The following is a 23,575-nucleotide window of genomic DNA, read 5'->3' on the forward strand; positions in this document are numbered from 1 at the left end:
CGCGACACACCGCCTCATCCACATGCCAACCGGTCACGGCTGGCCAGGCCCGGCAATGTGCCAAACAATCTTTTGTCCGCCGCGCTCGAACACCACGGTGTCCGGCGCGATGCTGACGATTTTCAGACCGTCGCGCATTTGCGCGCCCTCGAAGAAATGCTCGCCGTTCTGGGTCTGAATAAAGCGCGTGCCGCTGTCGTCCTGGTAGACGCCGACGATCTCCGGCAGCGGCGCGCCGCTGCCCAGGTTGACCGGTCCTTGCGCGCCGCGATACTGCACCTCGTCGATCACCTTCGCCGCCGGTGCCGCATCGTGCTGGAAATTGCGTATACGCTGCGCCAGTGCCGCGCTGCCGGCCGGCGGCGCCACGCCCGAAATCACCAATTTGCCGTGCCCACCGTAGCTCACCGACAGCGGCGTATCGCTGAAATATTGCCGCGCCTCCGCCACCATCCGGTCGACGTTGTAGATTTTCCCCAGCGTCACCCCACCGAACGGCTCGATGACGTGCTGCACCCGCTCGCGCTCGCCAGCCGTGGGCAGATAGCCGCTGATCACCAGCTTGCCCCCGTCGCCGGGGGCGACCGTCAGCTCCGGATAGCCGGCCAGCGCCTGCTGCACCATGCGAATCCGCTCGAACTGGTTCGCCCCGGCCCACTGCGCGTTGCCGCGTCGCGTCACCACGTAATAGCCGCCGGCGGCCAGCGCCAGCACTGCCCACGCCAGCAGCACGCCGAGCAGCCACTTGCGCACGTCGATACGCGCGAGCGCACCCGGCACGCCCGACGCCCAGGCCAGCAGCGGCGAGTTGTGCGCGGCCACTGCCGCCTGCTCGTATTCGGGCGGCACCGCCAGCGCAGGCGCCGCCCACTGGATGCCGAAGCGAATCGACCCGGCACCGACCACATCGCCAGGCACCAGGGTGCGCCGCCCGGCGCCCAGCGCCTCGCCGTTGAGCGTGGCGGCCGCGTCGGTCGCATTCTGGATCGATACGGCGATATGCCCGACGTGCAGCCGCAAGTGGCGTGCCGCGACATCGCGATCCGGCAAAATCACATCGCACTCCGCCGATGACCCGACCCAGTTCTCTCCCAGACTCAGGCTCATGCTGCGTCCCATCATCGGCCCACTGAGAAAGTTGAGTTGCCATGGCGATTTATGGCCTGTTGTCGTTTGATCCATAAGGCTTGCTCGAAGCTGCGCCAACCACTTGCCGCGACGGCAGCACCGCGGCCTGTTGCACCGTACCCGGCGCCTTCGGAGGCGTCGGCGCCGACGGCTCGCTGCCGGACTGCTGGGCCTGCGGCGCGGCCGCGGCGGCGTCCTGGCCGCGATACACCGGTTGCGCGTTGGGCGGCACCGCGCCGTTATCGATGGCGCTCGGCGGCAGAGTGCTGTCGGCCACCACCACGCGCGGCGTCAACAGATAAAAACGCTCCATATGTTTGCCGGACTTGTTGGTGTACTTGAACAAATGGCCAAGAATCGGAATGTCCTGCAGCAACGGGATGCCCGTCTTGTTGTTCTGGAATTGATCCGTATTGAAGCCGGCGATCAGCAGGCTCTTGCCCTCCTGGAGCATCGTCTGCGTCACGATCGAACGCTGCTCGACCACCGGAATGTCGATATTGTCGGAAGTCGTGGTGCCGGTCTGATTGCCGTCGTCGATCTGGATCGACAGCTTCACGTCCATCTGGCCGCTGCCCCGCTTGACGATCAGCGGCGTGACCTTCACGCTGGTGCCCACCGTCACGCCATACAGCGACGAATCCTGATAGCCCGACACCGGCACGTAGAACGTCTGCAAATCCTGGAGCATCGCCTCCGTGTTGTTCAGTGTCAGCACGCGCGGCGTTGCACGCAGCCGCGCATCCCCGGTCTGGGCCAGCGCATTGACGCGGGCCACCAGATAATTCGCCACCGAGCCGCCGATCGACGCCGTCAATGCCATGCCGGTCGGCGTAATGCTGTTGCCGTTGCTGTCGGTCAGGGTCTGGCCGGCTTCGGTGGTGCCGGCGTTGAAGGTCAGCGCCGGGTTGGTGCCATGCCCGAACTGGAAGTCGCCATGCTTGGTATGCACCCGCCAATCGATACCAAGGTCCTGCAGTGAACTGGTGTCGATATCCATGATCGTCAAATCGATTTCCAGCAGCTGCGGCCGAGAGTCGAGCGAATCGATCAACGTCCTGTACTGGCCCATGCGCTCGGGCAGATCCCTGATCAGCACCGCATTGATCGCCGGGTCGGCCTCGATCTTGGGCAACTGATTGTTGCTCGACGAACCCATGCCGAACAGGTCCGGCGTTCCGCCGAACTGCGGCAGGCCGCTGCCGTTGCCGCCATAGGCCGCGCCGGCATTGCCCTGCATGGTCGGCAACTGGATATTCGGCACATTGAACGTGCTGCCGCCGGCGAGCTTCAATTGTCGCGTCGCGCCACCCTCGAGCGCCGGCGGCGCGTTATCGTTCGAGCCGGCCTTGCGCAGGCCGAACAAGCGCCGAAGCAACGTGGCCATTCCCGGCACCGTGACTTCCTTGCCGTCGCGATTGATAGTGAAGTCGGACGCCCACATATATTTCAGCGGAAACGCGCGGATCTCCGCGCGATCGTCGTTGTAGCTCGGGTTGGAAAACGTATTGAGCGCCTGCTTGACCAGATCGACGTAGCGGTTCGGACCCGAGACATAAACCGTGTTCTCCTTGTCGCTGATCACCAGCGGAAAGCGCCGATCGGGAATGCGCATCGCCTCGATCACCCGGCTCAGTTCCTGCGCGCTGCCCTTCGGAATCGAAAACACCTCCGTGCGTGCCTGGCTGGCCGGGTCGACATACAGGAACGAGCCGTCGTAATACCAGGTCAGGCCGTAGGTCGCGCACACAGTGTTGAGCGTGGCCGCCGGCGCACCGTCGAATTTGCCGCTGATCACGCCGCCGACCTTCGGATTGATCACCGCGGTCACCCCTTGCGAGGACGCCAGCTCGCGAATGAAGTCGCCCACGTTCTTGTTGTCGGCAACGATCGAAAACGGCCGGTTCTTCCAATGCAGCTCCGCGCCGATCGCATGCGCTATCAGCAGCACATTGAGCGCCACGGCAACCCCCATCAACCTTGCCCACCATAATTTGGTCATCCGCCCGCCCCCGTCACGTTGCAAGCCGTTGTCGTTGTTCATCATCACGTAATACTCATGACCTGCTGCAGCGCCTGCTGCGCGAATCGCAGAATCTCTCCCGCGCCCCAGCCGGACATCAGCAGGATCGTCACCATCACGGCGATGGCACGCACCGAAAAACTGATGGTCTGGTCCTGCACCTGGGTCACTGCCTGAGCCACTGCCACGAGCAGCGCCGAGATCGCCGCTACCAGCACGACCGGCAGCGAGATCAGCAGGATCAACGTCAGGCCCTGGCGGGTAATATCGAGAATCGTCGACGAATTCAAAAAAGGCTCCCAAAAAACGCTGAGAAATCCGATGAGGCCGGCAGCGCGCCCATCATGGCGGGTTCATCACCCAGCCCACCGTCTGCAACTGCACGTCCTCCTCGATCTCCTGATAGGAGAGCACCGGCAAATCGGGCAGCAGCGGCTCGAGCAGGGTCTTCACGTAGCGGCGCGCATTGAGCGACACCATCACCGCGAGTTGACTCTTGCGCTGGGCCAGATCGGCGATGCGCTTGACCTGATCGCAGATCTCCTGCTTGATGGGCCGCTCCAGGCCGAGAATGCTGCCCTGCTTGCTGCGCAGGATGTTGGCCTCGATGCGCTCCTGCAGGCTCTGTTCGAACAGAATCACTTCCAGGCTGCGCTGCTCGCCGCAGTAGCGGTCGGTGATTAGCCGATGCAGATCGACGCGCACCATCTCGACCAGCGCAATGGTGTCTTCCGGCTCCTTTGGCGCCCAGGCGATCAGACTCTCGAAGATCACCCGCAGATTGCGCACCGGGATGTGTTCCATCAGCAGCCGGCGCAGCACTTCGGTGATGCGCTGCAACGGCACCAGCCGCATCAGCTCGGCGACCAGCTCGGCGTGATCGCGCCGCACCAGTTGCACCAGATGCTGCACCTCCTGAATGCCGATCAGCGCCGAGGCATGCTTGCGCACCACCTGCTCGACGTGCGTCGCAATCACCTGTTCGCAACTCCAGCCCTGGCGCTCGGTCAGCGGCGGCTGTCCGGCGGGGCTCTGAATCCACACCGGGTGCGCAAACGGTCCGAACGGCTCGCTCGGATGCTTTTCGATCACCGCCGGCAGCTCGGACTGTCCGTCCCACAGCAGCCAGCCGGGCCGCACCTGGCCGCTGGCGGCCTGCACGTCCTGCACGGTGATCTGATACACGCCCGTGGCGCCCGCGGCACCCAGCGCGCCGCTCACGCCATAGGCCAGATTGATGCGCGGGAAAAGCGGACCGATATCCGCGTCCACCTTGGATTTCGAGCTCGATAACGCAGCTTGCAGGCGCGTCAGGTTGATTTCCGACTTGAGATCGTCCGACAGGCGCACGGCCACCAGTGCCGTGACACCGGCCGCGTGTGACGCCATGCCGCCCTCGCCTTCGCCCTCGCCCGCGGCATCGGCCAGCGCGATCAGATTGAGCGAGGGCTTGTCGCCGCGACGCCGCAACAGCGAAACGCCCAGTCCGCCGAGAACCAGCGCCAGCGCGCCGAACGCCCACTTCGGAAAACCCGGCACCAGCAGAAACGACAGCAGCACCAGCGCGGCAATCACCATGGCGCGCGGATGCGCCGCCACCTGCGCGCCGATCTGCTCGCCAAGATGCCGCTCGCGCGCATCGCGCGTGGCGACCCGGGTCGTCACGATGCCCGCGGCGATCGACACCAGCAGCGACGGAATCTGCGAGGCCATGCCGTCGCCGACCGTGAGCACCGAATAACGGTGGATGGCACCACCCACGCTCATGTCGTGCATCAGCGTGCCGACCGCGATGCCCGCCACGATGTTGATGAAGGCGATGATGATGCCGGCAATCGCATCGCCCTTGACGAACTTCATCGCGCCGTCCATCGCGCCATGCAATTGCGACTCCTGCTCGAGCATCTCGCGACGGTGCCGCGCTTCGTCCGACGAAATCACTCCGGCGCGCAGATCGGCATCGATGCTCATCTGCTTGCCGGGCATCGCGTCAAGCGAGAATCGCGCGCCGACCTCGGCCACGCGCTCCGAGCCCTTGGCGATCACGATGAACTGCACTACGGCGATGACCAGAAACACCACCCCGCCCACCACCACGTTGCCGCCGACGATCAGGCGCCCGAAGGTATCGATGATGTGACCGGCATTCGCGTGCAACAGAATCAGCTTGCAGGAGGCGATGTTCAGCGAGAGCCGGAACAGCGTGGTGAACAGCAGCAATGCCGGAAACGACGAAAAGCTCACCGCCGAGGGCAGATAGGTCGACACCGTCAACAGCAGGATGCTGGCCGCGAGATTGATCGAAATCAGCGCGTCCATCATCGCGGTCGGCAGCGGCAGCACGAACAGCGCCACGACGGCGGCGACGAACAACGCCAGCACCAGATCGTAATTGCGCGACAGCGAAATCGACAGCACCCACGGCCGCGCCGCCGCGATATCCCACCCTGAGAGCAATTTGCCAGGTCGCATCATCTTGTCGTCGAACCGTTCCTTCACGCCATATCGGTTGGCATCGTGCCGCCGCCGATGGCGGCGCGTACCGGCCCTGGTTGCTCGCGCGCAGCAAGCCGCGCTTTCGCCATGTACGTTTATTCGATGCTATGAGGGAAAGTGTATGAAGGGCGGGATCGCCGCACAATCCGGAGATTCGTAGTTGGCCGCAGCTTTAGTCGCGTCGTTTTTACGAATACTACGTGTGCCTGTAGTTCATCTATCAGATGACAAACGCGTAAATTATATGTACTGCCAATTCTTGTTTTCCCGACTATTTTCGACCCTGCCGGCCGGAACGTCGGGTGGACCGATCGCTCGATTTTCGAGAGAAATTCTCCGCGCATGTGCTGCGGCGTTAAACCATCCGGGAGGTGCTGTCGCCAAGAATGACGCTGACTCAATAAATATCGATCCGGCGACGAGCGAGACCTGCTTCAACCATCATCGGAGACGAGGTTTACCTTCCTATGCATAAATTCGCGCCAGGAATCCAGGGCACCCAACACGAATATCGTGAATTCTCAATCATCGGCGACGAGCAGATCGCCGCGTGCAAGAGCACGGAGAAAATTTCCGACAGCACGATGCTCGGGCAGTTTTCCGGGGCTTCCAGCGATCTGCGCAACGCGAAAACACCTGAAGAGCGCCAGATGCTGGTGCGTACCATGCTGCGCACGCTGGGCTTTAACTGGCTGTGCTACTGCCGCTTCACGCAGATCGGCGAGATGGTCAGCGACGCGCTGTACTACGGTACGTTTTCGCCGGCCGGCTGGCCCAAGCGGTATTTCGCCGAGAAGCATCACGAGGTCGATCCGCGCCTGTGTTTCGCCAGCCGTTACGAATGGCCATTGATCTGGGATCTGTCGATCCTCGCCAATGCCCGAGAGCACGGCCGCGACTCGTTGCGCACGCAGCGCTTTATCGAGGATGCCGAGCGTGCCGGCATACGCAGCGGTGTGACGTTCGGGCTGGTCAATCCGCGCAATCTCGACCACAGCGTGATTCATTTCAGTTCGGCGACGCCCGGCAAGGGCTGGATCGTCGACAGCGTGGTCGGCCAGGCCTACGCGGTGGGCCTGAGCCTGCACGAGTTTTTGCTGCATCACGTCGCCACGCCCAACCTGGCGCACGACATGAGCGGACTGTCAGAGGTGCAGCGCAACATTCTGAACTACATCACCAATGGCATGAGCGACAAGGAAATCGCCGATCAATTGAATATGTCGATTCACAATGTCGACTACCACTTGCGGCAACTCAAGAAGCGCTATGGCGCGCAAAACCGCGTGCAGCTCGCCTACATCACCGGACGCTTCCTCTCCAACTGAACGACTACAGGACCCGCCCGTGCGCCCGCCCGAATTCCAGAACCTCGCCGATGCCGCGGCGCTGCCTCGCCTGAGCCAGCCGGTCGCGCAAACCCTCAATCGCATTTATGCGTGGCCGGACTCGCTGGCGTGCCGGGTGCGGGACTTCCTGTTTCATTGCCGCTGGGATTATGGCGCGCGCCTGGCGCAGCCCGCTTGCACGTATCGCTTTCAGTGCGGCCCGGCCACCGGCTGGATGCTGCTCGAGGCGTGGGCCGAGCGCATGCTCATCGGCGACGCGGCCCACCCCGACGTGCCGCAGGACCTGCGCTACGCACTGGTCTCGGACGCATTGACGCCGTGGCTCGACGCGCTGGAGAAGCTGTTGCGCCGCCCGCTCGAGCTGCTGCCGCCGGGCGACGCGCAGCCGCCGGGCTCGCCCGAGGACATCGGCTGGCTGCGCTTTCATGTCACGCGCGAGGCGGCGCCCGAACCCGCCCAGGACGGCGCCGCGAACCCGAGCGCCGAAGCGCCCGAAGACTGGCACTGCTATGGCGCCCTGCATTTCGACGACGATCGCTGGCTCTCGTTGGCCTGCGCCGAGCGCGAACCCGCGGCCAGGCCGCGCCACCGGCTCGGCGCGTTGCCGGTCGCGCTGGTCTTCCGGCTCGGCACCACCCGGCTCTCGCTGCGCGAGATGCGCGGCATCGCGCAGGGGGACATCGTCGGCATCGAACAGTGGGTATCCGCCGGCAAGGCGCTGGTGTGCAAAGCCGTGCTGCCCGGCGAAGTGGGTCTTGTCATCACGGGCAAGATCGGTGGCAAACAGATCTCGATCGAAAAAATCCAGGAGGTTTCCTTGAATGAAGAGAACAGCACCATCGCGGCCGAAGCATCCGAGCCCGGCCAGAACACGCTCAAGTCACTCGACGCGATGGAGGTCGAAGTCAGCTTCGAGCTGGAAAAACGCACCATGACGCTGGCCGAGTTGCAGGCCTTGCGCGAAGGCCACATCGTCGAGCTCGAGCAGCCTCTCAATCAGAGCCGCGTGCACATCCTGGCCAACGGCGCGCGGGTCGGCCATGGCCACCTGATCGCCGTGGGCAACAAGCTGGGCGTGCGGGTCTCCGAATTCGCAGGCACCCATCATGCCCGGTAACCTGCCGAATCCGGTCGCGCTGCTCGCGCTGATCGCCGTGCTGGGCGTGGCGCCGTTCGCGGCGCTGATGATTACCAGCTACACCAAGCTGGTGGTCGTATTCGGCCTGATTCGCGCGGCCCTGGGCATCCAGCAGGTGCCCCCCAACATCGTGCTCAACGGCATCGCCATCATTCTGTCGATATACATCATGGCGCCGGTCGGCATGGATGTCACCGATGCGTTGCGGGCGGCCAATTTCTCGATCAGCCAGAACATGACGATCGACGATGTCACCACCGCCTTCAGCGTCGCCGAGCCGCCCATCAAAAAATTCCTCGAACAGCATACCGCGGAGCGCGAACGCAATTTCTTCCTGAAGTCGGCCACCAGCATCTGGCCAGCCGCGCGCGCGCAGACGCTGCAGGCCGACGACCTGACGGTGCTGGTGCCCAGTTTCACGCTCAGCGAATTGACCAAGGCGTTTCAGATCGGCTTCATCATCTACATCGTCTTTGTCGTGGTCGATCTGATTGTCGCCAATGTCCTGCTCGCGCTCGGCATGCAGATGATCGCCCCGACGACGATCTCGGTGCCGTTCAAGCTGTTGCTGTTCGTCGCGCTCGACGGCTGGTCCGTTCTGGTGCACGGCCTGATTCTCTCGTATCGCTAGGATGCGGGGACGCGATGCGGCGATCGGACTCACGCGGACTCGGCTGGCGCGCCTCGGCCGTCATCGTTATCCTGCTGATCGGGCGCATCACGCCGGCCGCGGCGTGGGGCACGCACCCGCTGATCGTCCTGCCGGCGCATGCCGACGCGCATGCCGATCGCCCCGCCGATGCGCATGTGGTTGACGCCTCCGTCGTCGCCTACGCCGCCCCCCGCCAGGACCCGCGCGCCGAGCCGGCCGCCGAGCGTGCCCTGCGGCGGGCAAGATTCGAGGCGCTCGCGGCACGGTGCGCGCCGCACATCGGCCCGCTGACGCTGGCCGCGCTGGTGCGGGTCGAGTCGAATTTCAATCCGTATGCGATCGGCGTGGTCGGCGCGCATCTCAGGCGTCAACCGAGATCGCTCGCCGAGGCCGTGGCCACCGCGCGCGCGCTGGCCGCCGCGGGCTACAACTTCAGCCTCGGGCTGGGTCAGATCAATCGTCACAATCTGGCCCGCTACGGCGAGAACTACACCACCATTTTCGACGTATGCCGCAATCTGCATGCCGGCGCGCAGATCCTGGCGTCGTGTTATGCCCGCTCGGTGGCGCGCTACCCGACCCGGCAAGCCGCGTTGCGCGCAGCGTTGTCGTGCTACTACAGTGGTAATTTCACCACAGGGTTCCAGCAGGGATATGTCACCAAGGTCGTCGACAGCGCCGCGGCCCAGGCAGGCGTCGGCGTGCCCGCGCAAGCGCCGCCAATGTGGACGATAAGCCGCCCCGCGCCGGCGCATCCCGGTTCGCCGGGGGCGATCGCGCCCATCCCGATTGCCCGGGGTTTCGCGTCGACGCCGGCCCCGGGCGCCTGCACGCACGGCGACCAGGGTCAGGTGCTGCTCATGACATGTCGTGCCAATGCGGCGGGGCTATGCATGCGGTGTCTACATACGTCTCCGTGAATACCATTCCAGGCAATCATTTCGGCGGTCTTATTACCGCGGCGCAATAAAGAATATAAAGCCTAGAAATTTAACTGAAATATTTTTTGGTTATGATTTAAACTTGCTGCACAACGAAGCAAAGACCACTACAGCGAAGGTTGCACGATCTGCAGCCTCACCAGAAAAACGCTTCGAGTGCCAAACCACGAATACGGGAATGCAAGAGAGCCCGCCGCCTATCGGGCGGTGATTGTCACGCAACCGCAGGCCGGTCCGCAGACGGCGCACGGTGCGAGCCAGTCGGGTCACACAACCGCGTTTCCGTCACCCCGCCGCCGCCGCGCGGCGTCCCCGCGGAGCCGTTGCCATCCCGGCGCGTTCGATTTCCGTGCCTGTCGTCACATGAATCATTGCGACCCCGCCTGCCCTTGAAGGGGCATTATCATGGCGTTGGTGCATTCTCTTCCCCGCGAATCTTCGGCGGCTCCCCTGGCTGGCGCTGCCGCGCCGCAGCCATGTGACCTCGATGCACCGGCCGGCATGCCGGAACTGGTCTTCTGCGATGAGATCGACCTCTCGATACATCAATTCCGGCATGGTCTGAGGCATCCGCCGTTCGGCGGCCGCGCCTCGATCGCCGCCGAACTCGATTCGGCACGCAACGCCAAGGAGCGCATTCGCGTCATTCGCAGCATGCTGCACATCATCGGCTTCACCTGCATGACCTGCGTGACGCTGCAACTGATCGACGACGAAATCGTGCGCGCCTTTTTTCTCAATTGCGGGGTATCGCCGGATTTCTTCCAGAGCTATTTTCGCGACGGCTTTCATCGGATCGACCCTCGCCTGGCCTCGGTGTCGAGCGTCGGCTTGCCCATCATCTGGGATCTCGGCACGGTGCACGACACGCTGCGACGAGGTTCCGACCCGGTGCGAGGCCGCGCCCTGAGCGCCGCGCTCGATCGCCACGGCATGCGCAGCGGCCTGATGTTCGGCATGCCGCTGCCGCGCACCAATTTGCATACCGTCATCGGCTTCAGCGGCCCGCAGCCCAGCGGCGACTGGATCGGCGACAGCACGATCGGCCAGGCCATGACGCTGGGCCTGGCGATTCACCAGAACACCAACGACTACGTGCGCGCGCTGGCGCAGCAAAACGGCACCGCCATGCTCTCGGAAATGCAGCAGCGCATTCTGGCGGGGCTGGCCGCGGGCCTGAGCGACAAGGAAATCGCGCAGCGCCTGCACACGACTTCGCACAACGTGGACTATCATCTGCGGCTGCTGCGCAAAAAGTATGCAGTGAGCAATCGCGCTCAACTGGCCTATACGGCAGGACGCCTGGGCCTGGTATAACGCGCGCGCCGATCCGGCACCCGGTCGATCGGGTTGCCCGGCGCGATAAGAGGCGCACTGGCCGGCGTGCTGCGCCCCGACGATGCGGGCCGCCCACCTGCGCCGCCAAAGATCAATGCAGTTGCGCCTCGGCAAGATCGGCCACGAAAGCGTCGATCATGGCCTTGCGCACGCCCGGCATGCAGATCACATGGCTCCAGCCGTCGGCGGTCGCCAGTTGCCACTTGAAAATGAGCCGCTCGGGCGGCGCGGCAAGCATCACCGTCAGTGCCTGCGGATTGCGCCAGGCGTCCCAGCCGATGCGCTGGAGCTCGCCGTGCGTGTAGGCCGCCAGCGCCATGCCCTGCTCGGCGCGGCGCTTGAGGCCCATCACGCCCCAGCGCTGAATGGCGTGCCACAAAATAAGGGGCAAGTGGCCGTTGCGCGAGCCGCTGATGGTGCGATCGATCGACCCGGTGTAGTTCGCGCTGCTGCGCACACGCTCGATATCGACGCGCTTGACGATCACCACGCCCGACGGCATCGGCGAGCCCAGAAATTTGTGACCGCTGACATTGACGCTGCTGGCCCCATCCTCGAAGTCGAATGGCCAGCGCGGCGTCAACAGTCCGGCGTAGGCACCCGCGAGCGCGCCGTCCGCATGCACGTGAGACTCGCGCACGCCAGCCGCTTGCAGCGCGCGTCGAATGCTCGCAACGCTGTCCCTGGCCTCGGTCATGGTGGTGCCGATCGTCGCCACCACAATAGCTGCCGTCGAGCAATGTGGCGCGGCCAGCCGCTCGAGCGCGGCGTAATCCATCTCGCCGCTCGGCCGCGCCGGCACGGCCACGCCGCGCATGCCGAGGAGGTGGACGTTTTTCGGCACGCTGTAATGCGCGGCACTCGAGTAATACACCGGCGCGGACGGATATTTTTCGCGCGCCACATACAGCGCATAGAGGTTGCATTCGGTGCTGCCGTTCGTGACATACCCCCAGTAGTCATCGTCGGGGGCGCGAAACAGTTTGGCAAAAAAGGCGATGACTTCCTGTTCGAAGTCTTTGGTGTTCATGCCGTGCCAGGTACGGACAAATGGATCGCCGACATTATTGAGCAATGTGCGCATGAGCGGCTCGAGTCCGGCAAAGTCGTAATCGAGGGCCGCAGGAAAGCCGATGAACCGCGTCCGTTCGTCCGAGAGCCGCTCGGACAGCGCCCGCAAGCGCATCTCGGTCAGTCCATGCAACGTCGAGGTATCCAGATTTTTCATTGTTCCGGGACAGTACAGGCCTGCTCCCACCACCCTTCTCGAAGAGACCGCGCCGCGGCATGCATTGCGCGGCGGCACGCACGAGCGCGCGAGCGCATCCCGATGCTCCGATTCTGAACGCTATTCTTCATGCACCTCGTCCGGGTCGCAATGCACGGGATTCGTAGCCCGGGCGCGGATATCGCGCCAATAGCAGCATCAAACTACAAGATTCTGTATATCGCGCAACGCTTCGGACAGGGCGCCCGCGCGGGCGATGCACTTGCCATATGGAAATCACAATTCGCGCGATTGTTCGCCGGACTGGCGATCGGCAGCCTCCGGTCGCAGAAAACTACGCAAATCTGTATGTCGATACGGGAAGTAACGGACGTGCAGTGACGCGACGTTGCCCGACGCGCCACCAAGACACGTAGTTTCCGGCCGAATTTACGCGCCGGATTACGAAATATTCCCGCCTTGGTCGTGCCGCTATTGCCTATATTGCTAACGATCTTCCGTCAAGACCGAAAAGCACAACGATAGCGAGGACCTCATGCAACAGGCACTTGCACCACTGGTCAATAGCGCAGAGATGCTGGCGTATAACGTCTTCGCTGCGCGACGTCACGATACCCATACCGCTCCCGGCAAGCTGGCCGCGCTGCTGGGCACGCCCCCCTCCGAACATTGCAGCGCCCGGGAAAAACTCGACCGCAGGGAATCCGACATGGGGGCCGGCACCATGGCCGCCGAGGCGATCGGGCTGCTCATGCGCATCGCCAGCGCACACGGTGTTTGCGATCCTGTCGCTCGAATTCATCATCACGAGCCGACCTATTCGGCAAGCGCCAAGCAATGCCATATGCCAAGCGGCGTGCTGGTGCAAAAGACGCTATCCCTCAAATGCGGCAGCGACTACCTGCTGGCCACCGGTGTCGGCGCCTGGCATATCAGCCGCCAGGCCCAGCGAGTCCTGGTCGCGCAAGGCTGTCTCCCGTCGTCGGCTGGCAACAGCTTCACGATCAATCCAGCCTCGTTCGATGTCGCGTCCGAACTGCTGCTCGCGCCCGGCATGGTCTCGCCGTTCCTCAAGCCCGGACTTGCCTCGCGGCTCGAACGGGTGATCATCCTGGAACCGGTCGACCTCGACGAGGCGCAGTTCGCCGTGTCGTTGTCGCTATTCGAGAGCCTCGTGCTGCCGGCGCGGCATTTTGTCGGCATCGTCAGCGACTACCTGAGCGCGGCGCTGCCGCATCTGCCTCGGCGTATTGCTCGCCTGCCGCCATCGCCACAGGCGTCATGGGCGACGCCAACTGCTTCCGCCTGATGCCCAGGCGCGGTTCGGTACACACGTAGTAGTCGCCGGCGGCAGTCCGCGGGCAGAGCATCGAAAGCCCCTCGACCGCGTCGAAGAACTGCGCGCTTTGCTCCGCCCGCGCGCGCAGCTCCGCGGCTTGCAACGCCGCCTTGTCCCGGCGCAATGCAAGGTTCTCTTCGATGCGCCGGGTCATCTGCCCGAGCAGATGCGTGGCGGTGCCCTCCGCGTCGGCGAAATCCTCGAGCCCCGAGACCAGGTTGCGAAAAGCGCTTTGCACATCGCCCTGCGCGACGTCGTGATGCGTCAGGCGACGTGCCTCGTCGAAGTAGCCGAAGCGGCTTTGCACCTGATAAAACGCCGTGACGAACACCAGGAAGCGCGTATAGGCCTGGCGATAGCTCTGTTCGAAGAAGGCGCTCGCCTGCCCTTCGTCGATTTCCCCACGCACTGTGCTGCCCAGGCACGCTGCGGCCAGCGTGGCGCTATACATCGCCAGATGCACGCCACTGGACAGCAGCGGATCGAGAAAGCACGCCGCATCGCCCGCCATGAAATAGCCGGGTCCGGCAAACGCGCTCGAGCGATATGAATAGTCCTGCTCGCTCCTGACCTCGGAGACCAGGCGCCCGGGGGCGGTAATGCGCGAGATCAGATCGGAGGCGGCGATGCAGTCCCGATAAATCTGCTTGAGCATGGCGCGCCTGCGTGCTGCGACGTATGCGTCTTTGCGCAGCACCGCGCCGATGCTCATGGTGCCGTCGGCCAGCGGAATCGCCCACAGCCAGCCGTCGGGAATCGACGCGACGGTGATCGCGCCGTCGCGCGCCTCGGCGGGTTGCGGGACGTCGCGCCAATAGCCCCACAGCGCGATGTGCCTGAACACCTCGTGCATCTGCCGGTTTTTCAGATAGCGCGTGGCCATCAGGCCACTGCGACCACTGGCATCGATCAGGTAATCGAAGGCGATGCGCTGCATCGCCCCATCGCGCCCTGCCCATTGCGCGGCCACCGGGCGCTCGCCGCGAAATTCCAGCTCCCGCACATTGGCGCCCTCCGCGACGTGCGCGCCAAGGCTGCGCGCGTGCTGCAGCAGCAGCGCATCGAAAGCCGCGCGAGACACCTGAAAGCTATGCTGGTAGCAGCCGCGCAGCTCGCCGAAATCGAGCGTCCACTGCTCGCCCTGCCAATGCAGATAGGCTCCGGGCTTGCGCATGAACCCATGCGCCTCGATCGATTCGCGCGCGCCGAGCAGCTCCAGCACCTCCAGGCACGAGGGCAACAGCGACTCGCCGATGTGGTAGCGCGGAAACATGTCGCGCTCGAGCAGCACCACATCGATGCCGTCGCGCGCGAGGAAGCCGGCGGCAGTCGAGCCTGCCGGGCCGCCACCGACCACCAGAACCTGCGTACGTTGGGGAATTTGCATCAGTGATTGACTCCGGGAATCCCGTTGCGCGCCGTCACAGCATTTCAAAGCGCGCCTGGAAAAAGCGCAGATGCTTGGGCTCGTGCACCAGCTTCAGGCCCCGCAGCGTCTCGCGGCGACGATGGACGCGCTCGATCGCCAGCGCCACCAGATCGAGGTGCGACTGGGTATAAACGCGCCGCGGAATCGCCAGGCGCACCAGCTCCAGTGTCGCGGGGTTATGCTCGCCGGTCTGTGCGTTGCGCCCGGCCGAGAGAATGCCACGCTCGACCGAGCGAATGCCCGCCTCCAGATAGAGCTCCACCGCCAGCCGGTGCGCCGGAAATTCGGTTTGCTCGATATGAGGCAAAAAGCGTCGGGCGTCCAGGTACACCGCGTGCCCGCCCACCGGTTCGACGATCGGAATGCCGCGCGCGCGCAATTTTTCGCCGAGATATTCGACCTGCCGGACGCGCGCATGAATGTGCTCTTCCTGCACCGACTCCCGAATGCCCAGCGCCATCGCTTCCATGTCGCGCCCGGCCAGGCCGCCGTAAGTGTGCAACCCCTCGTAGGCCAGCGCCAGATTGCTGGCCTGCTCGTACAGCGCGTCGTCGTTGACGGCCAGCCAGCCGCCGATATTGACCAGTGCATCCTTCTTGCCGCTCATGGTCGACGCATCGGTCAACGCGCACATCGCCAGCAGAATGTCGGCCACCCGCTTGTGCCGGTAGCCGTCTTCACGCTGCTGGATGAAATAGGCGTTCTCGACCGCCCGGGCCGCATCGAGCACGATGCGGATGCCATGCGCGTCGGCCAGCTCGCGCACCGCGCGCAGGTTGGCCATCGAGATCGGCTGGCCGCCGGCCATATTCACGGTCGCCGCCAGGCTGATGTAAGGAATGCGCGCGGCACCCACGCGCTCGATCACGGCATCGAGTTTGGCCAGATCGACGTTGCCCTTGAAGGGCATGGCGCAGGCTGGATCGTAGGTGGCGTCGACGACCACGTCGACGAAGGTGCCGCCGGCCAGTTCCTGGTGCAGGCGCGTGCTCGGGAAATACATATTGCCGGGCACATAGTCGCCGGGCTTGATCAGCATCTGCGAAAGTATGTGCTCCGCGCCACGCCCCTGATGGGTCGGTACGATATGGCGATAGCCGTAGTGCTCGCGCACGGCCGCCTGCAGATGGTAAAAATTCCTGCTGCCGGCATAGGCTTCATCACCCAGCATCATGCCGGCCCATTGCCGGTCGCTCATCGCGGCGGTGCCGCTGTCGGTCAGCAAATCGATGAATACATCCTCGGCGCGCAGCAGCATCGGATTGTAGCCGGCCGCCTCGATGGACTGCGTGCGTTCGGCCAGGGTGGTAGTCTTGAGCGGCTCGACCACCTTGATCTTGTAGGGCTCGACACTATAGAGCAGTGCGTCGCTGAGGGGGGGCATGCGCTCGTCCGGCATGAGTCACTCCGTGCATGAATCGCGCGCCGCGGTTGCGCCGCACGCAGGGTGTTCGCCTTGCCGTCGCGTTCGATCACCAATCATTAACCGCCGCGATCGTGCAAAGTGCCCACTGTCAGCGTCATTCTCTGCGGCGCGCTCACGCGCTTCAATCCGGCAGATGCGTAGTGTTTGAGAGTGCAACGCATGCTTTGCCCCTCTATCCCACGCATCTTCGCAGACCGTGCTCCAACCTAAGCCTCGGCCACATGGCGCTGCGCATGCGCGATGATTTGATCGAGCACGGCCAACTGGCGCTCGCGCGGCCAATACTCTTCGGTCGCCGGATCGTACGGGTCGGTCAGCACGAGCCGGCCGTCGCTGAACAACCCGAGCTCGAAGTCGCTGCAGACCGTCTGACCGTTCTGAACCAGATCTCGGATACGGCGCGCATCCGCAAGGGTGCGTGCGTTGAAGTAAAGGCTGTCGCTGACTATATCGCGCTGGTTTTGGTGACTCAGCAAGACACCTCGGCCAGGCCTTTGCTCGAAGCGGTCGTAAACGGCAAACGGTTGTCCCAATGCCGTGACATCGCGAGGCAAGGTCATTGCGATAACGGGGTATCCCTCAGCTGCGCGTCGATCAAGTTCGGCCTTTTCAGCATCGAGCTGCTCCCGCCCCCGCCATGGCCCCAGAACGCCAATGGCCTTATCCTTGCCAAAGGCGAACACGACCTTGGTCCCGCCTGAGCCCAGGCGCGGTCCGATTACCTCGTCGATTGGCACGGTTCGTTGCGCGCCTGCTGCATCGGTCATCACCACGCTGCCGTCATCGCGCAGGTCCAGCGTGTAATCGGTCGGCGCCTGTGGTTGTGGACTGAAGCGGTACCACGAGCCATCGCCATCCATCATCACGCTGTTACCTTTGCCCAAGCGCAGCGCGAAGTCTGGGGCGATTACGTCGGTCTCGAGAATGTTGGCCAAACGCTGCGCGTAGGCATTTTCACCACCGCGACCTGCATAGTCGGCTGCCAGCAGGATCGGTTGATGGTCCTCCCAATCCAAGGCAGTATCGAGCACGATTCGGTGGGGGCTCAGCGGATCGCCGTTCTGATCCATGACAGCCCCCCCCTCATCGCCGGTCGCAAACACCTTGAGATAGGCGCTCGCCTGACCCGGCGTCGGTATATGCGCCAGCGGGACGCCCTCCGGCATGTAGCTTTGATCGGCGTAAGCCAACGGTTGCGCCGGCCAGTCGATCTCCAGGCGTTGCGCCGGCACCGCTACCGACGGGTCGGACGCGGCACCCGATTCCCGGGCCGCGATATTCCGTTGCGCGCTCGCGATGATGCGGTCGAAGAACGCATGGAAGTCGGCCAGCAGTCGTGCAGCGCTGCTATGCGTGAAGAGTCCCGGAAGCTCGATGTCGTGCAACAGCAAATGCCCGTCGGTTGCGACCATCAACTCGATATCGCCCGGCGCCGACGGCTCTTCGTCATCCGGCTGCGCACTGCCATGGACGTCGAGAATGACATGGCGCAATCGCTGCGCATCCGCAATTGTGTTTTCGTTGAAATAGGGCGATTCGATCGTCTCGCTCCCGTCGACGCCTTTATGCTGGATGTCTTTCGTACTGTGGACATACCGATCGTAGTACACGGCGAGACGACCAAAGCCCTCGCCTTGCTGCTCGTACATCTTGCTCACGGGCGCGCCCGCGTTGCGGTAGGGCTCGGCACTTTGCCGCTCGAGATCGATCATGAGTTCTCCCATGTCAGCGTCCGCGAGCGCTGCGACCTTATCGCTACCCAGCTCGAACACCGTTTTAACCGTGCCGCAACCAAGCAATCGCCCGATCAGCGCCTCGAGCGGTTTGCCTTCGCGATTGCCTGCCGCATCGACGGCTGTAAGCTCGCCCTGGTCGCCAATCTCAACTGAGAAATCAGGCGTTGCCGGTCGCGGCGAAAAGCGCAGCCAGCGCACGCCGTCCGCTGGTTCCACCTGATCTTGAGCGATCCTCAACGGGCCATCCGGAGCGATCACTTCCGTATTCAGCGTATCGGCCAGTTGCTGGGCACAGGCCCGATCGCCGCCCGCGCCGGCATGGTCGACCGCCAGGAAAATGGTTTGCCCGAATTTCCAAAGGAGATTGTGCTGCAACACGAATTGATAAGGGTTCACCGACTCGCCTTGCGCATCCAGCAAAGTCGAATCGGGCGTTCCATGCGCACGCACGGTGAAAGTGTCGGGCGGCGATTCCACACGCGATTCCGACTCTCCAGGAATATAGGAATAGCCGAACGACCAGTTGATCGTGTCAACGCCATCTGCGCGGGGATCCCACACTTGCGCGATCCCTGCCTGTTGCGAATCGCTATTTGCCCCCAAACCCTGGCGCTGTACCCATTGCGCATCGAACGGCTCGACCCTCTCGCCGCCGAGCGTGATCGGAAAAGGAGTCACCGGCAGCGGCGCAAAATCCTGACCGATTTCATATGCGACGGTGACGTATGCAACGTATGAATCGCCATAGGTCCACCCGGCGCCTTGCTGCTGCGCTTCTTCCCAGCGCGCCTTGAGCGCCGGCGCCTCGAAGCGAAGCACAATGCCGTTACCCAGCTTGAGCAGTTGCCAGACGGCGCTTGGATCGTCAGGCGGCACAATCGTCAACGGCTCGGTTTGCGGCGTGAATATCTCGCCGTCGCGCAGATCGTTCGGGCTGCGCACCACTGTCACGTGCATTTTATTCGGCGGCACCCAATTGATGTCGCCGGTCAGCGCCGACTGCCCCAGGTCAAGAATATGCTGCGCGCTGGCAGGGTCGACCGGGCGGGAGACGTACAGCCCTTGTTGGGGCGCGTCATTGGCGCTTTCGGCGGCCGATGGCGCGTCGGTGGCGACAGTCTGATGCCAATTCGCCTCCAGCGAGAGGCCGTCCTTGTTTTCCCCTTTGAACTCGAATTCGGCCGACAGTCCGTGTGCGGACAATGCGCGCGCGAGCGACCTCGCAAGCCGCGTTTGAGCCGGGTCGGTCTGATGTTCGAAGGCGTCGATCGCGGACTGGTCCACGATCGCCTCGATCGTCGCTCGACCGGTCGGAGCCAGGCCAATATCGAAGTGCTGCAACAGCGTTAGCAGCATTCGGCTACCGGCACCCGGCGGCAGGTCGCCACGATCGATCATGAAGATGTTGAATTTATCCGCGGCGGGATCCAGCAAGTAGCCTTCGGCGTCCACGTTGATCCCGACGCTCAGCTTCACCTTGGGATCGCTCGCGGAAAATAGGCCCAGCAAGCCGCGTCCATAGCCATAGGTCAACCCGAAACGCTCATGCTCCGATTCGTCGAATGGCGTGCTGGCATGGTCGCCGGCGTCGCGCCCATCGGCGAACCAGTATCGCGGCACCGCGTGCTGAGGCGACGGCGCGGACAACTGGGCGACGAACTCTTGTGCGGTGCCGGGCGTCATTCCAATGTCCAGCAGTTGAGCCCGCAATAGATCGGGATTCAGTCCGCTGGCAGCTCGTCGGGTTCCCACTGAAGGGAATTGCTCCAATGCACCGATCCCTGAATTGGCCAGCCCCGCCGCTGGTGATTCGCTGGTCGGACCGCCCGGTGGCTGTTGCGCCTCCGGATAATAGGCTGCCGACACGGTGCTGCCGCCGACCGGCGACTCACCACTGCCCGGAGGCGACGTTTGCGTTTCGTCCCGGCCCCGCAGCAAGACCACCAGCGAGAGCTGCTCGCCGTGGTCATCGAAATGAAACCCCGAGATTTCGAGTCCATAACCCGGCAAGGCGCCGGTCAGCGACACGCCTAGCGGGGTCCGTGCGGGGTCGTCACGCTCTGCGTAGGCCGCCAGCAACGACGGCTCCATAATGTCCGGGAATACCAGCAGCGTGCCCGACGAGGGCAGTACGCCGTAGTGATCGAGCAGCGCCATCAACAGCCAGCCTTCGGCGCCAGGCGCTGTCCGGCCGGGTTTGATCTCGTGCACGTTGATCACGGCCGCCCCCTCGGCGGGAGAATTGTCCGTCGCACCGATTTGCACCTTCACACTGACGCCCGGGTCGCGGCTCGACGAGAGGAGCAACCAGTTGCCGCTGGCGCTCTTCTCATAGGTCAGCTCGAGGGAGCCGGCGCCCGATGTGTCGGCCGACGCGCCCGCCGGGACGGCTCCTGCATCTTCAGTCCGGCCTGGTGGCGCGGTATCGATAAAGCTATCGAGGCTGAAGCCGCGCAACCCTACCGGCAACGCCATCACGTCGATCGGCGTTGCGTCGCTGTGACAATACGTCCGTCCGAATTCCGCCGGCTGGACAAGGCGGAACTCGTTGCCCTGGCGAACGATGACCGCGCCGCTGTCGAAGCGCTGCGGCGAGGCCGCCGGCCCCCTGAACGTGCCGCGCCCGACCACACGAACCGCCCAGCAGGTGTCGCGATCGTCGCGCTTGTAAAGACCGAAACAGTCCGCGCCGAGATCGCCCACCGGGGTCATGTTGCCGCGAATGAAACCGATGTCGGAGTTGTAACAGTCGGTCAGGCCCAGCGAAGTCGCGACATCGAGTACCGCCACGACCTGTGCATGATTGAGCGCCGAGGGCATACCCGCCAGATCCGTCACGGCGGCGCTCAGTGCGGCTGCCTGCGCCTCGGTGACCTCGTTGAAAATAATGACACCGCTGCCGTCGCCCGGCACCGCCTGCAGCGACTGGTCCTTGGCGTTATGGAAAACCACGCCGGTCTCGCCCAGCGGATTGCCCTGCCGATCGAGAATCGGCTGACCTTCGAGCAATGCGCCGCCGGCATCGATCGTGCCCGCCGGGTAGACCAGCGGCTTGCCATCGGCCAGCGGCGGAATCGGCAGAATGAATTTCTGCGCGGTGGAAATCACCGGCACCGCGCGGGACATATCGAGATCTTCCGGACGCACGTTCATCTCGGCGGAGGCAACGACGGCACGGGATGGTTCTTCCTGCAATTGGGCCACGAAGGCTCGCGCCGTGTTCTCCGACAGACCGATGCGCAGCAACTCCGGATAGAGTGTGGACGGATCGATGCCGCGCATGGCCTGGTGGGTAACCTGCGAGATGTACGGCTCCATCGTGGTCACCGGCGGGTTGCCTGTCTGGGTCAGGCCGAGTTGCCATGCCTGCGGGTCGGTCAGCGGCGCCGGCGGCGCCGGGTGATATTGCGCGGATAGCGTATATCGATCCTGCGGCGGATCTCCCTCGTCCGGTGCATCTGGTGTATCCGGCGCACTCGAACGCTTGCCGAGAATTTCGTCACGCGCCACCTGTACTGCGTCGTGGAACGCCGCCGAGCCCAGCATGCCCGGTGGCAACGCGGACAATTGTGCGTCGAGCTTGGCCTGTCGACGCGCGCTCTTGTCGAGATACATCAGTGCGTTGCGCAGAAATGTGCCGGCGTCGCGCCGCAATCGGTCGGCCACGAACGCGTCGAAATCAGCGTGTGCGCCGGGGTTCGCCGCATGCTGCCCGGATGCGGCGAGCGCGTTGCGCAGCTTGTCACCGAGTGAGCGTGCATAGACCGCACGCTGCGCCCAACGCGGAGCCAACCGATCCTCGGTCACCAGATATTGCGCGAACTTGCGCGCAACGGGCCCATAGACCGGGTGCGCCAGAATCGCTTGGGCTGTCGCGCCATCCGGCACCTCGCCCGTGACAGGTTGGTCGTTGACGGTACTCGCCGAACTTGTGTCGGTCGACGCCGGCGCAGGAGAAGGCTGCGCATCGCGCGCGCTCGTCCACGAGACCGAGCCGATGACCGGCTCGGGTGTCTGCGCCAATTGCGCCACGAACGCCTGCGCCATATCGGTCGAGACGCCCTTGGCAACCAGGGCCGCGCTTAATGCATCGGGATCGAGCGCCCGCATGGCACTTTGCGTGCCCAACGAAGGGAATTGTTCCAGCGCCGCGACCGGCGGGCTGCCTGTCTGGGTCAGGCCGAGTTGCCATATCTGCGCTTCGGTCAACGCCACCGGTGGCGCCGGGTGATAGGCGGCGGCTGACAGGGAGCGGGCACCGCCAGCGTTGCCTCCGTCTTCATCTTCGTCGACCGCGCCGTCGTCGGCCGTCTTGCCGGGGCGTGCCGGCATATTGTCGGGCAGCCCGGCCTGTTCGGGCAAATCGCCCGGCCGCCCCCAATACCAGCCTTGCTGAATATCGACACCCAGGGCATCGAGCCGCGCGCTATCTTCTTCGGTTTCGACGCCCTCGCCGATCACTTTGATGCCCATGCGATGCATGTCGTCGACCACGAATTTGACGGCCTCGCGCACGGCAGGGTCGCCCAGCGCGGCTACCCACTCGCGGGCGATTTTGAGCGTGTCGAACAGCCGGGCGCCGGCCGCCTGCGCCTGCAGCCGGGAGACGTAGTCGAGCGAGCGTTGCTGATCGAAGTCGTCGATGGCGATCTCGTGGCCTCTGGCGCGCAGGCGGCGCAGCACGTCCCGCGCGACGCGCATATCCGGCAGATCGCCGGTCTCGGTGATTTCGAAGCTGATGCGACTGGCGGACACGCCATAGGCCGACAGCAAGGCGTCGACGGTTGCCGGTAATGTACCGTCGTTGAGTACGGGCCCCGATAGATTAATGGCCAGGTTGGCATCCGGATGACCGGCCGCCGCCCGCACTGCCTCGGCAATGACCCACTGCGCCAGCGGAAGACTCAGGCCATGCGCCTCCAGGGCCGGGATGAATTGGTCCGGCCGCAGATCGGTGTGCCGGATCAATACTTCGTAATGCGATATTTCACCGCTCAGGCTGTCGTGAAGCGGCTGGTACTGCAACTTGAATTTGCCGTTTTCTATTGCATCGTCGAGCCAGTTCGTCCAGTATGCCTTCAAGTCGGGAAATGCGACGGCCTGCACCAGAGCCTGCGCCTGCGCCTGCCTGAGCGCGCGCTGATTCAGCCCCTGCTGCTGTGTAATATCGCCGTGCAGCGACTTGATGTATTTGCCGACGAAGAACGGCGTCATGTTGGCTCCGAGCGACACCAGCTGGCTCCACTTTTGATAGCCGCTCATCTGATCCCAGTTGTGGATCAGCGCGGCGCCCTGAGTGGCCATCTGATACGTGCCGCCGATCATCGCCGGGCGGTTGATGCGGCTGGCCAG

The 23,575-nt window shown here is 63.9% G+C and carries 14 protein-coding genes; 6 read left to right on the forward strand and 8 right to left on the reverse strand.

Annotated features, from left to right (window positions below; all coding sequences use genetic code 11):
* Positions 1–33: 33 nt before the first annotated feature.
* The 4 genes from EPN80_RS12165 to sctV form a co-directional block, all read right to left on the reverse strand.
* Positions 34–1,182: an FHA domain-containing protein gene (locus EPN80_RS12165; protein ID WP_293027346.1), complete on the reverse strand. Its 1,149-nt coding sequence runs from the start codon at positions 1,180–1,182 to the stop codon at positions 34–36.
* Positions 1,157–3,103 carry a type III secretion system outer membrane ring subunit SctC gene (sctC, locus tag EPN80_RS12170; RefSeq protein ID WP_293027383.1) on the reverse strand — a complete coding sequence of 649 codons (1,947 nt, stop codon included), beginning with the start codon at positions 3,101–3,103 and terminating at the stop codon, positions 1,157–1,159. The genes EPN80_RS12165 and sctC overlap by 26 nt, the downstream gene beginning before the upstream one ends.
* 71 nt (positions 3,104–3,174) lie before the next feature.
* Positions 3,175–3,441: a type III secretion system export apparatus subunit SctS gene (gene sctS, locus EPN80_RS12175; RefSeq protein ID WP_293027349.1), complete on the reverse strand. Its 267-nt coding sequence runs from the start codon at positions 3,439–3,441 to the stop codon at positions 3,175–3,177.
* A 52-nt stretch (positions 3,442–3,493) separates the two neighbouring features.
* Positions 3,494–5,650, reverse strand: coding sequence for a type III secretion system export apparatus subunit SctV (sctV, locus tag EPN80_RS12180; RefSeq protein WP_293027352.1), 2,157 nt, complete (start codon positions 5,648–5,650; stop codon positions 3,494–3,496).
* Between the two features lie 464 nt (positions 5,651–6,114).
* On the opposite strand from sctV, the gene EPN80_RS12185 reads away from it, so the two are divergent.
* The 5 genes from EPN80_RS12185 (at position 6,115) to EPN80_RS12205 (ending at position 11,044) form a co-directional block, all read left to right on the forward strand.
* The gene (locus tag EPN80_RS12185; protein ID WP_293027355.1) at positions 6,115–6,975 is read left to right on the forward strand and encodes a LuxR family transcriptional regulator; all 861 of its coding nucleotides are present in this window, start codon (positions 6,115–6,117) and stop codon (positions 6,973–6,975) included.
* 19 nt (positions 6,976–6,994) lie between these two features.
* The gene (gene sctQ / locus EPN80_RS12190) at positions 6,995–8,113 is read left to right on the forward strand and encodes a type III secretion system cytoplasmic ring protein SctQ (protein WP_293027358.1); all 1,119 of its coding nucleotides are present in this window, start codon (positions 6,995–6,997) and stop codon (positions 8,111–8,113) included.
* Entirely contained in the window at positions 8,103–8,765 is a 663-nt protein-coding gene (gene sctR / locus EPN80_RS12195; protein ID WP_293027361.1) for a type III secretion system export apparatus subunit SctR, read from the forward strand. The genes sctQ and sctR overlap by 11 nt, the downstream gene beginning before the upstream one ends.
* A 14-nt stretch (positions 8,766–8,779) precedes the next feature.
* On the forward strand, positions 8,780–9,706 hold the full coding sequence (locus EPN80_RS12200) for a lytic transglycosylase domain-containing protein (RefSeq protein WP_293027364.1): 927 nt from the start codon (positions 8,780–8,782) through the stop codon (positions 9,704–9,706).
* 426 nt (positions 9,707–10,132) lie between these two features.
* Positions 10,133–11,044, forward strand: a complete 912-nt coding sequence (locus EPN80_RS12205; protein ID WP_293027366.1) for a LuxR family transcriptional regulator — start codon at positions 10,133–10,135, stop codon at positions 11,042–11,044.
* Positions 11,045–11,156: 112 nt separating this feature from the next.
* Here EPN80_RS12205 and EPN80_RS12210 read toward each other — a convergent pair whose 3' ends face one another.
* Positions 11,157–12,293 (reverse strand): histidine decarboxylase, encoded by a 1,137-nt coding sequence (locus EPN80_RS12210; RefSeq protein WP_293027369.1) that lies wholly within the window; start codon positions 12,291–12,293, stop codon positions 11,157–11,159.
* A 535-nt stretch (positions 12,294–12,828) separates the two neighbouring features.
* Here EPN80_RS12210 and EPN80_RS12215 point away from each other — a divergent pair.
* Positions 12,829–13,602 carry a hypothetical protein gene (locus EPN80_RS12215; protein ID WP_293027372.1) on the forward strand — a complete coding sequence of 258 codons (774 nt, stop codon included), beginning with the start codon at positions 12,829–12,831 and terminating at the stop codon, positions 13,600–13,602.
* Here EPN80_RS12215 and EPN80_RS12220 read toward each other — a convergent pair.
* From EPN80_RS12220 to EPN80_RS12230, 3 genes are all read right to left on the reverse strand, one after another.
* Positions 13,499–15,019, reverse strand: a complete 1,521-nt coding sequence (locus EPN80_RS12220) for an NAD(P)/FAD-dependent oxidoreductase (RefSeq protein ID WP_293027375.1) — start codon at positions 15,017–15,019, stop codon at positions 13,499–13,501. The two genes, EPN80_RS12215 and EPN80_RS12220, sit on opposite strands and share 104 nt — an antisense overlap.
* Positions 15,020–15,053: 34 nt before the next feature.
* Entirely contained in the window at positions 15,054–16,445 is a 1,392-nt protein-coding gene (locus EPN80_RS12225; RefSeq protein WP_293027377.1) for a tyrosine phenol-lyase, read from the reverse strand.
* A gap of 248 nt (positions 16,446–16,693) precedes the next feature.
* Positions 16,694–23,527, reverse strand: a complete 6,834-nt coding sequence (locus EPN80_RS12230; protein ID WP_293027380.1) for an EAL domain-containing protein — start codon at positions 23,525–23,527, stop codon at positions 16,694–16,696.
* Positions 23,528–23,575: the final 48 nt, after the last annotated feature.

Origin of the sequence: Pandoraea sp. (genome assembly GCF_004297875.1) — a bacterium.
GTDB lineage: Bacteria > Pseudomonadota > Gammaproteobacteria > Burkholderiales > Burkholderiaceae > Pandoraea.

What these genes read in the sequence shown, in the direction of transcription:
- EPN80_RS12185 (WP_293027355.1), top strand. Translation starts at nt 6,115, where the DNA reads ATGCATAAATTCGCGCCAGGAATCCAGGGCACCCAACACGAATATCGT.
- sctR (WP_293027361.1), top strand. Translation starts at nt 8,103, where the DNA reads ATGCCCGGTAACCTGCCGAATCCGGTCGCGCTGCTCGCGCTGATCGCC.
- EPN80_RS12230 (WP_293027380.1), bottom strand. Translation starts at nt 23,527, where the DNA reads ATGGCCACTCAGGGCGCCGCGCTGATCCACAACTGGGATCAGATGAGC.
- EPN80_RS12220 (WP_293027375.1), bottom strand. Translation starts at nt 15,019, where the DNA reads ATGCAAATTCCCCAACGTACGCAGGTTCTGGTGGTCGGTGGCGGCCCG.
- EPN80_RS12210 (WP_293027369.1), bottom strand. Translation starts at nt 12,293, where the DNA reads ATGAAAAATCTGGATACCTCGACGTTGCATGGACTGACCGAGATGCGC.
- EPN80_RS12215 (WP_293027372.1), top strand. Translation starts at nt 12,829, where the DNA reads ATGCAACAGGCACTTGCACCACTGGTCAATAGCGCAGAGATGCTGGCG.
- EPN80_RS12205 (WP_293027366.1), top strand. Translation starts at nt 10,133, where the DNA reads ATGGCGTTGGTGCATTCTCTTCCCCGCGAATCTTCGGCGGCTCCCCTG.
- EPN80_RS12200 (WP_293027364.1), top strand. Translation starts at nt 8,780, where the DNA reads ATGCGGCGATCGGACTCACGCGGACTCGGCTGGCGCGCCTCGGCCGTC.
- EPN80_RS12225 (WP_293027377.1), bottom strand. Translation starts at nt 16,445, where the DNA reads ATGCCCCCCCTCAGCGACGCACTGCTCTATAGTGTCGAGCCCTACAAG.
- EPN80_RS12165 (WP_293027346.1), bottom strand. Translation starts at nt 1,182, where the DNA reads ATGGATCAAACGACAACAGGCCATAAATCGCCATGGCAACTCAACTTT.
- sctC (WP_293027383.1), bottom strand. Translation starts at nt 3,103, where the DNA reads ATGGGGGTTGCCGTGGCGCTCAATGTGCTGCTGATAGCGCATGCGATC.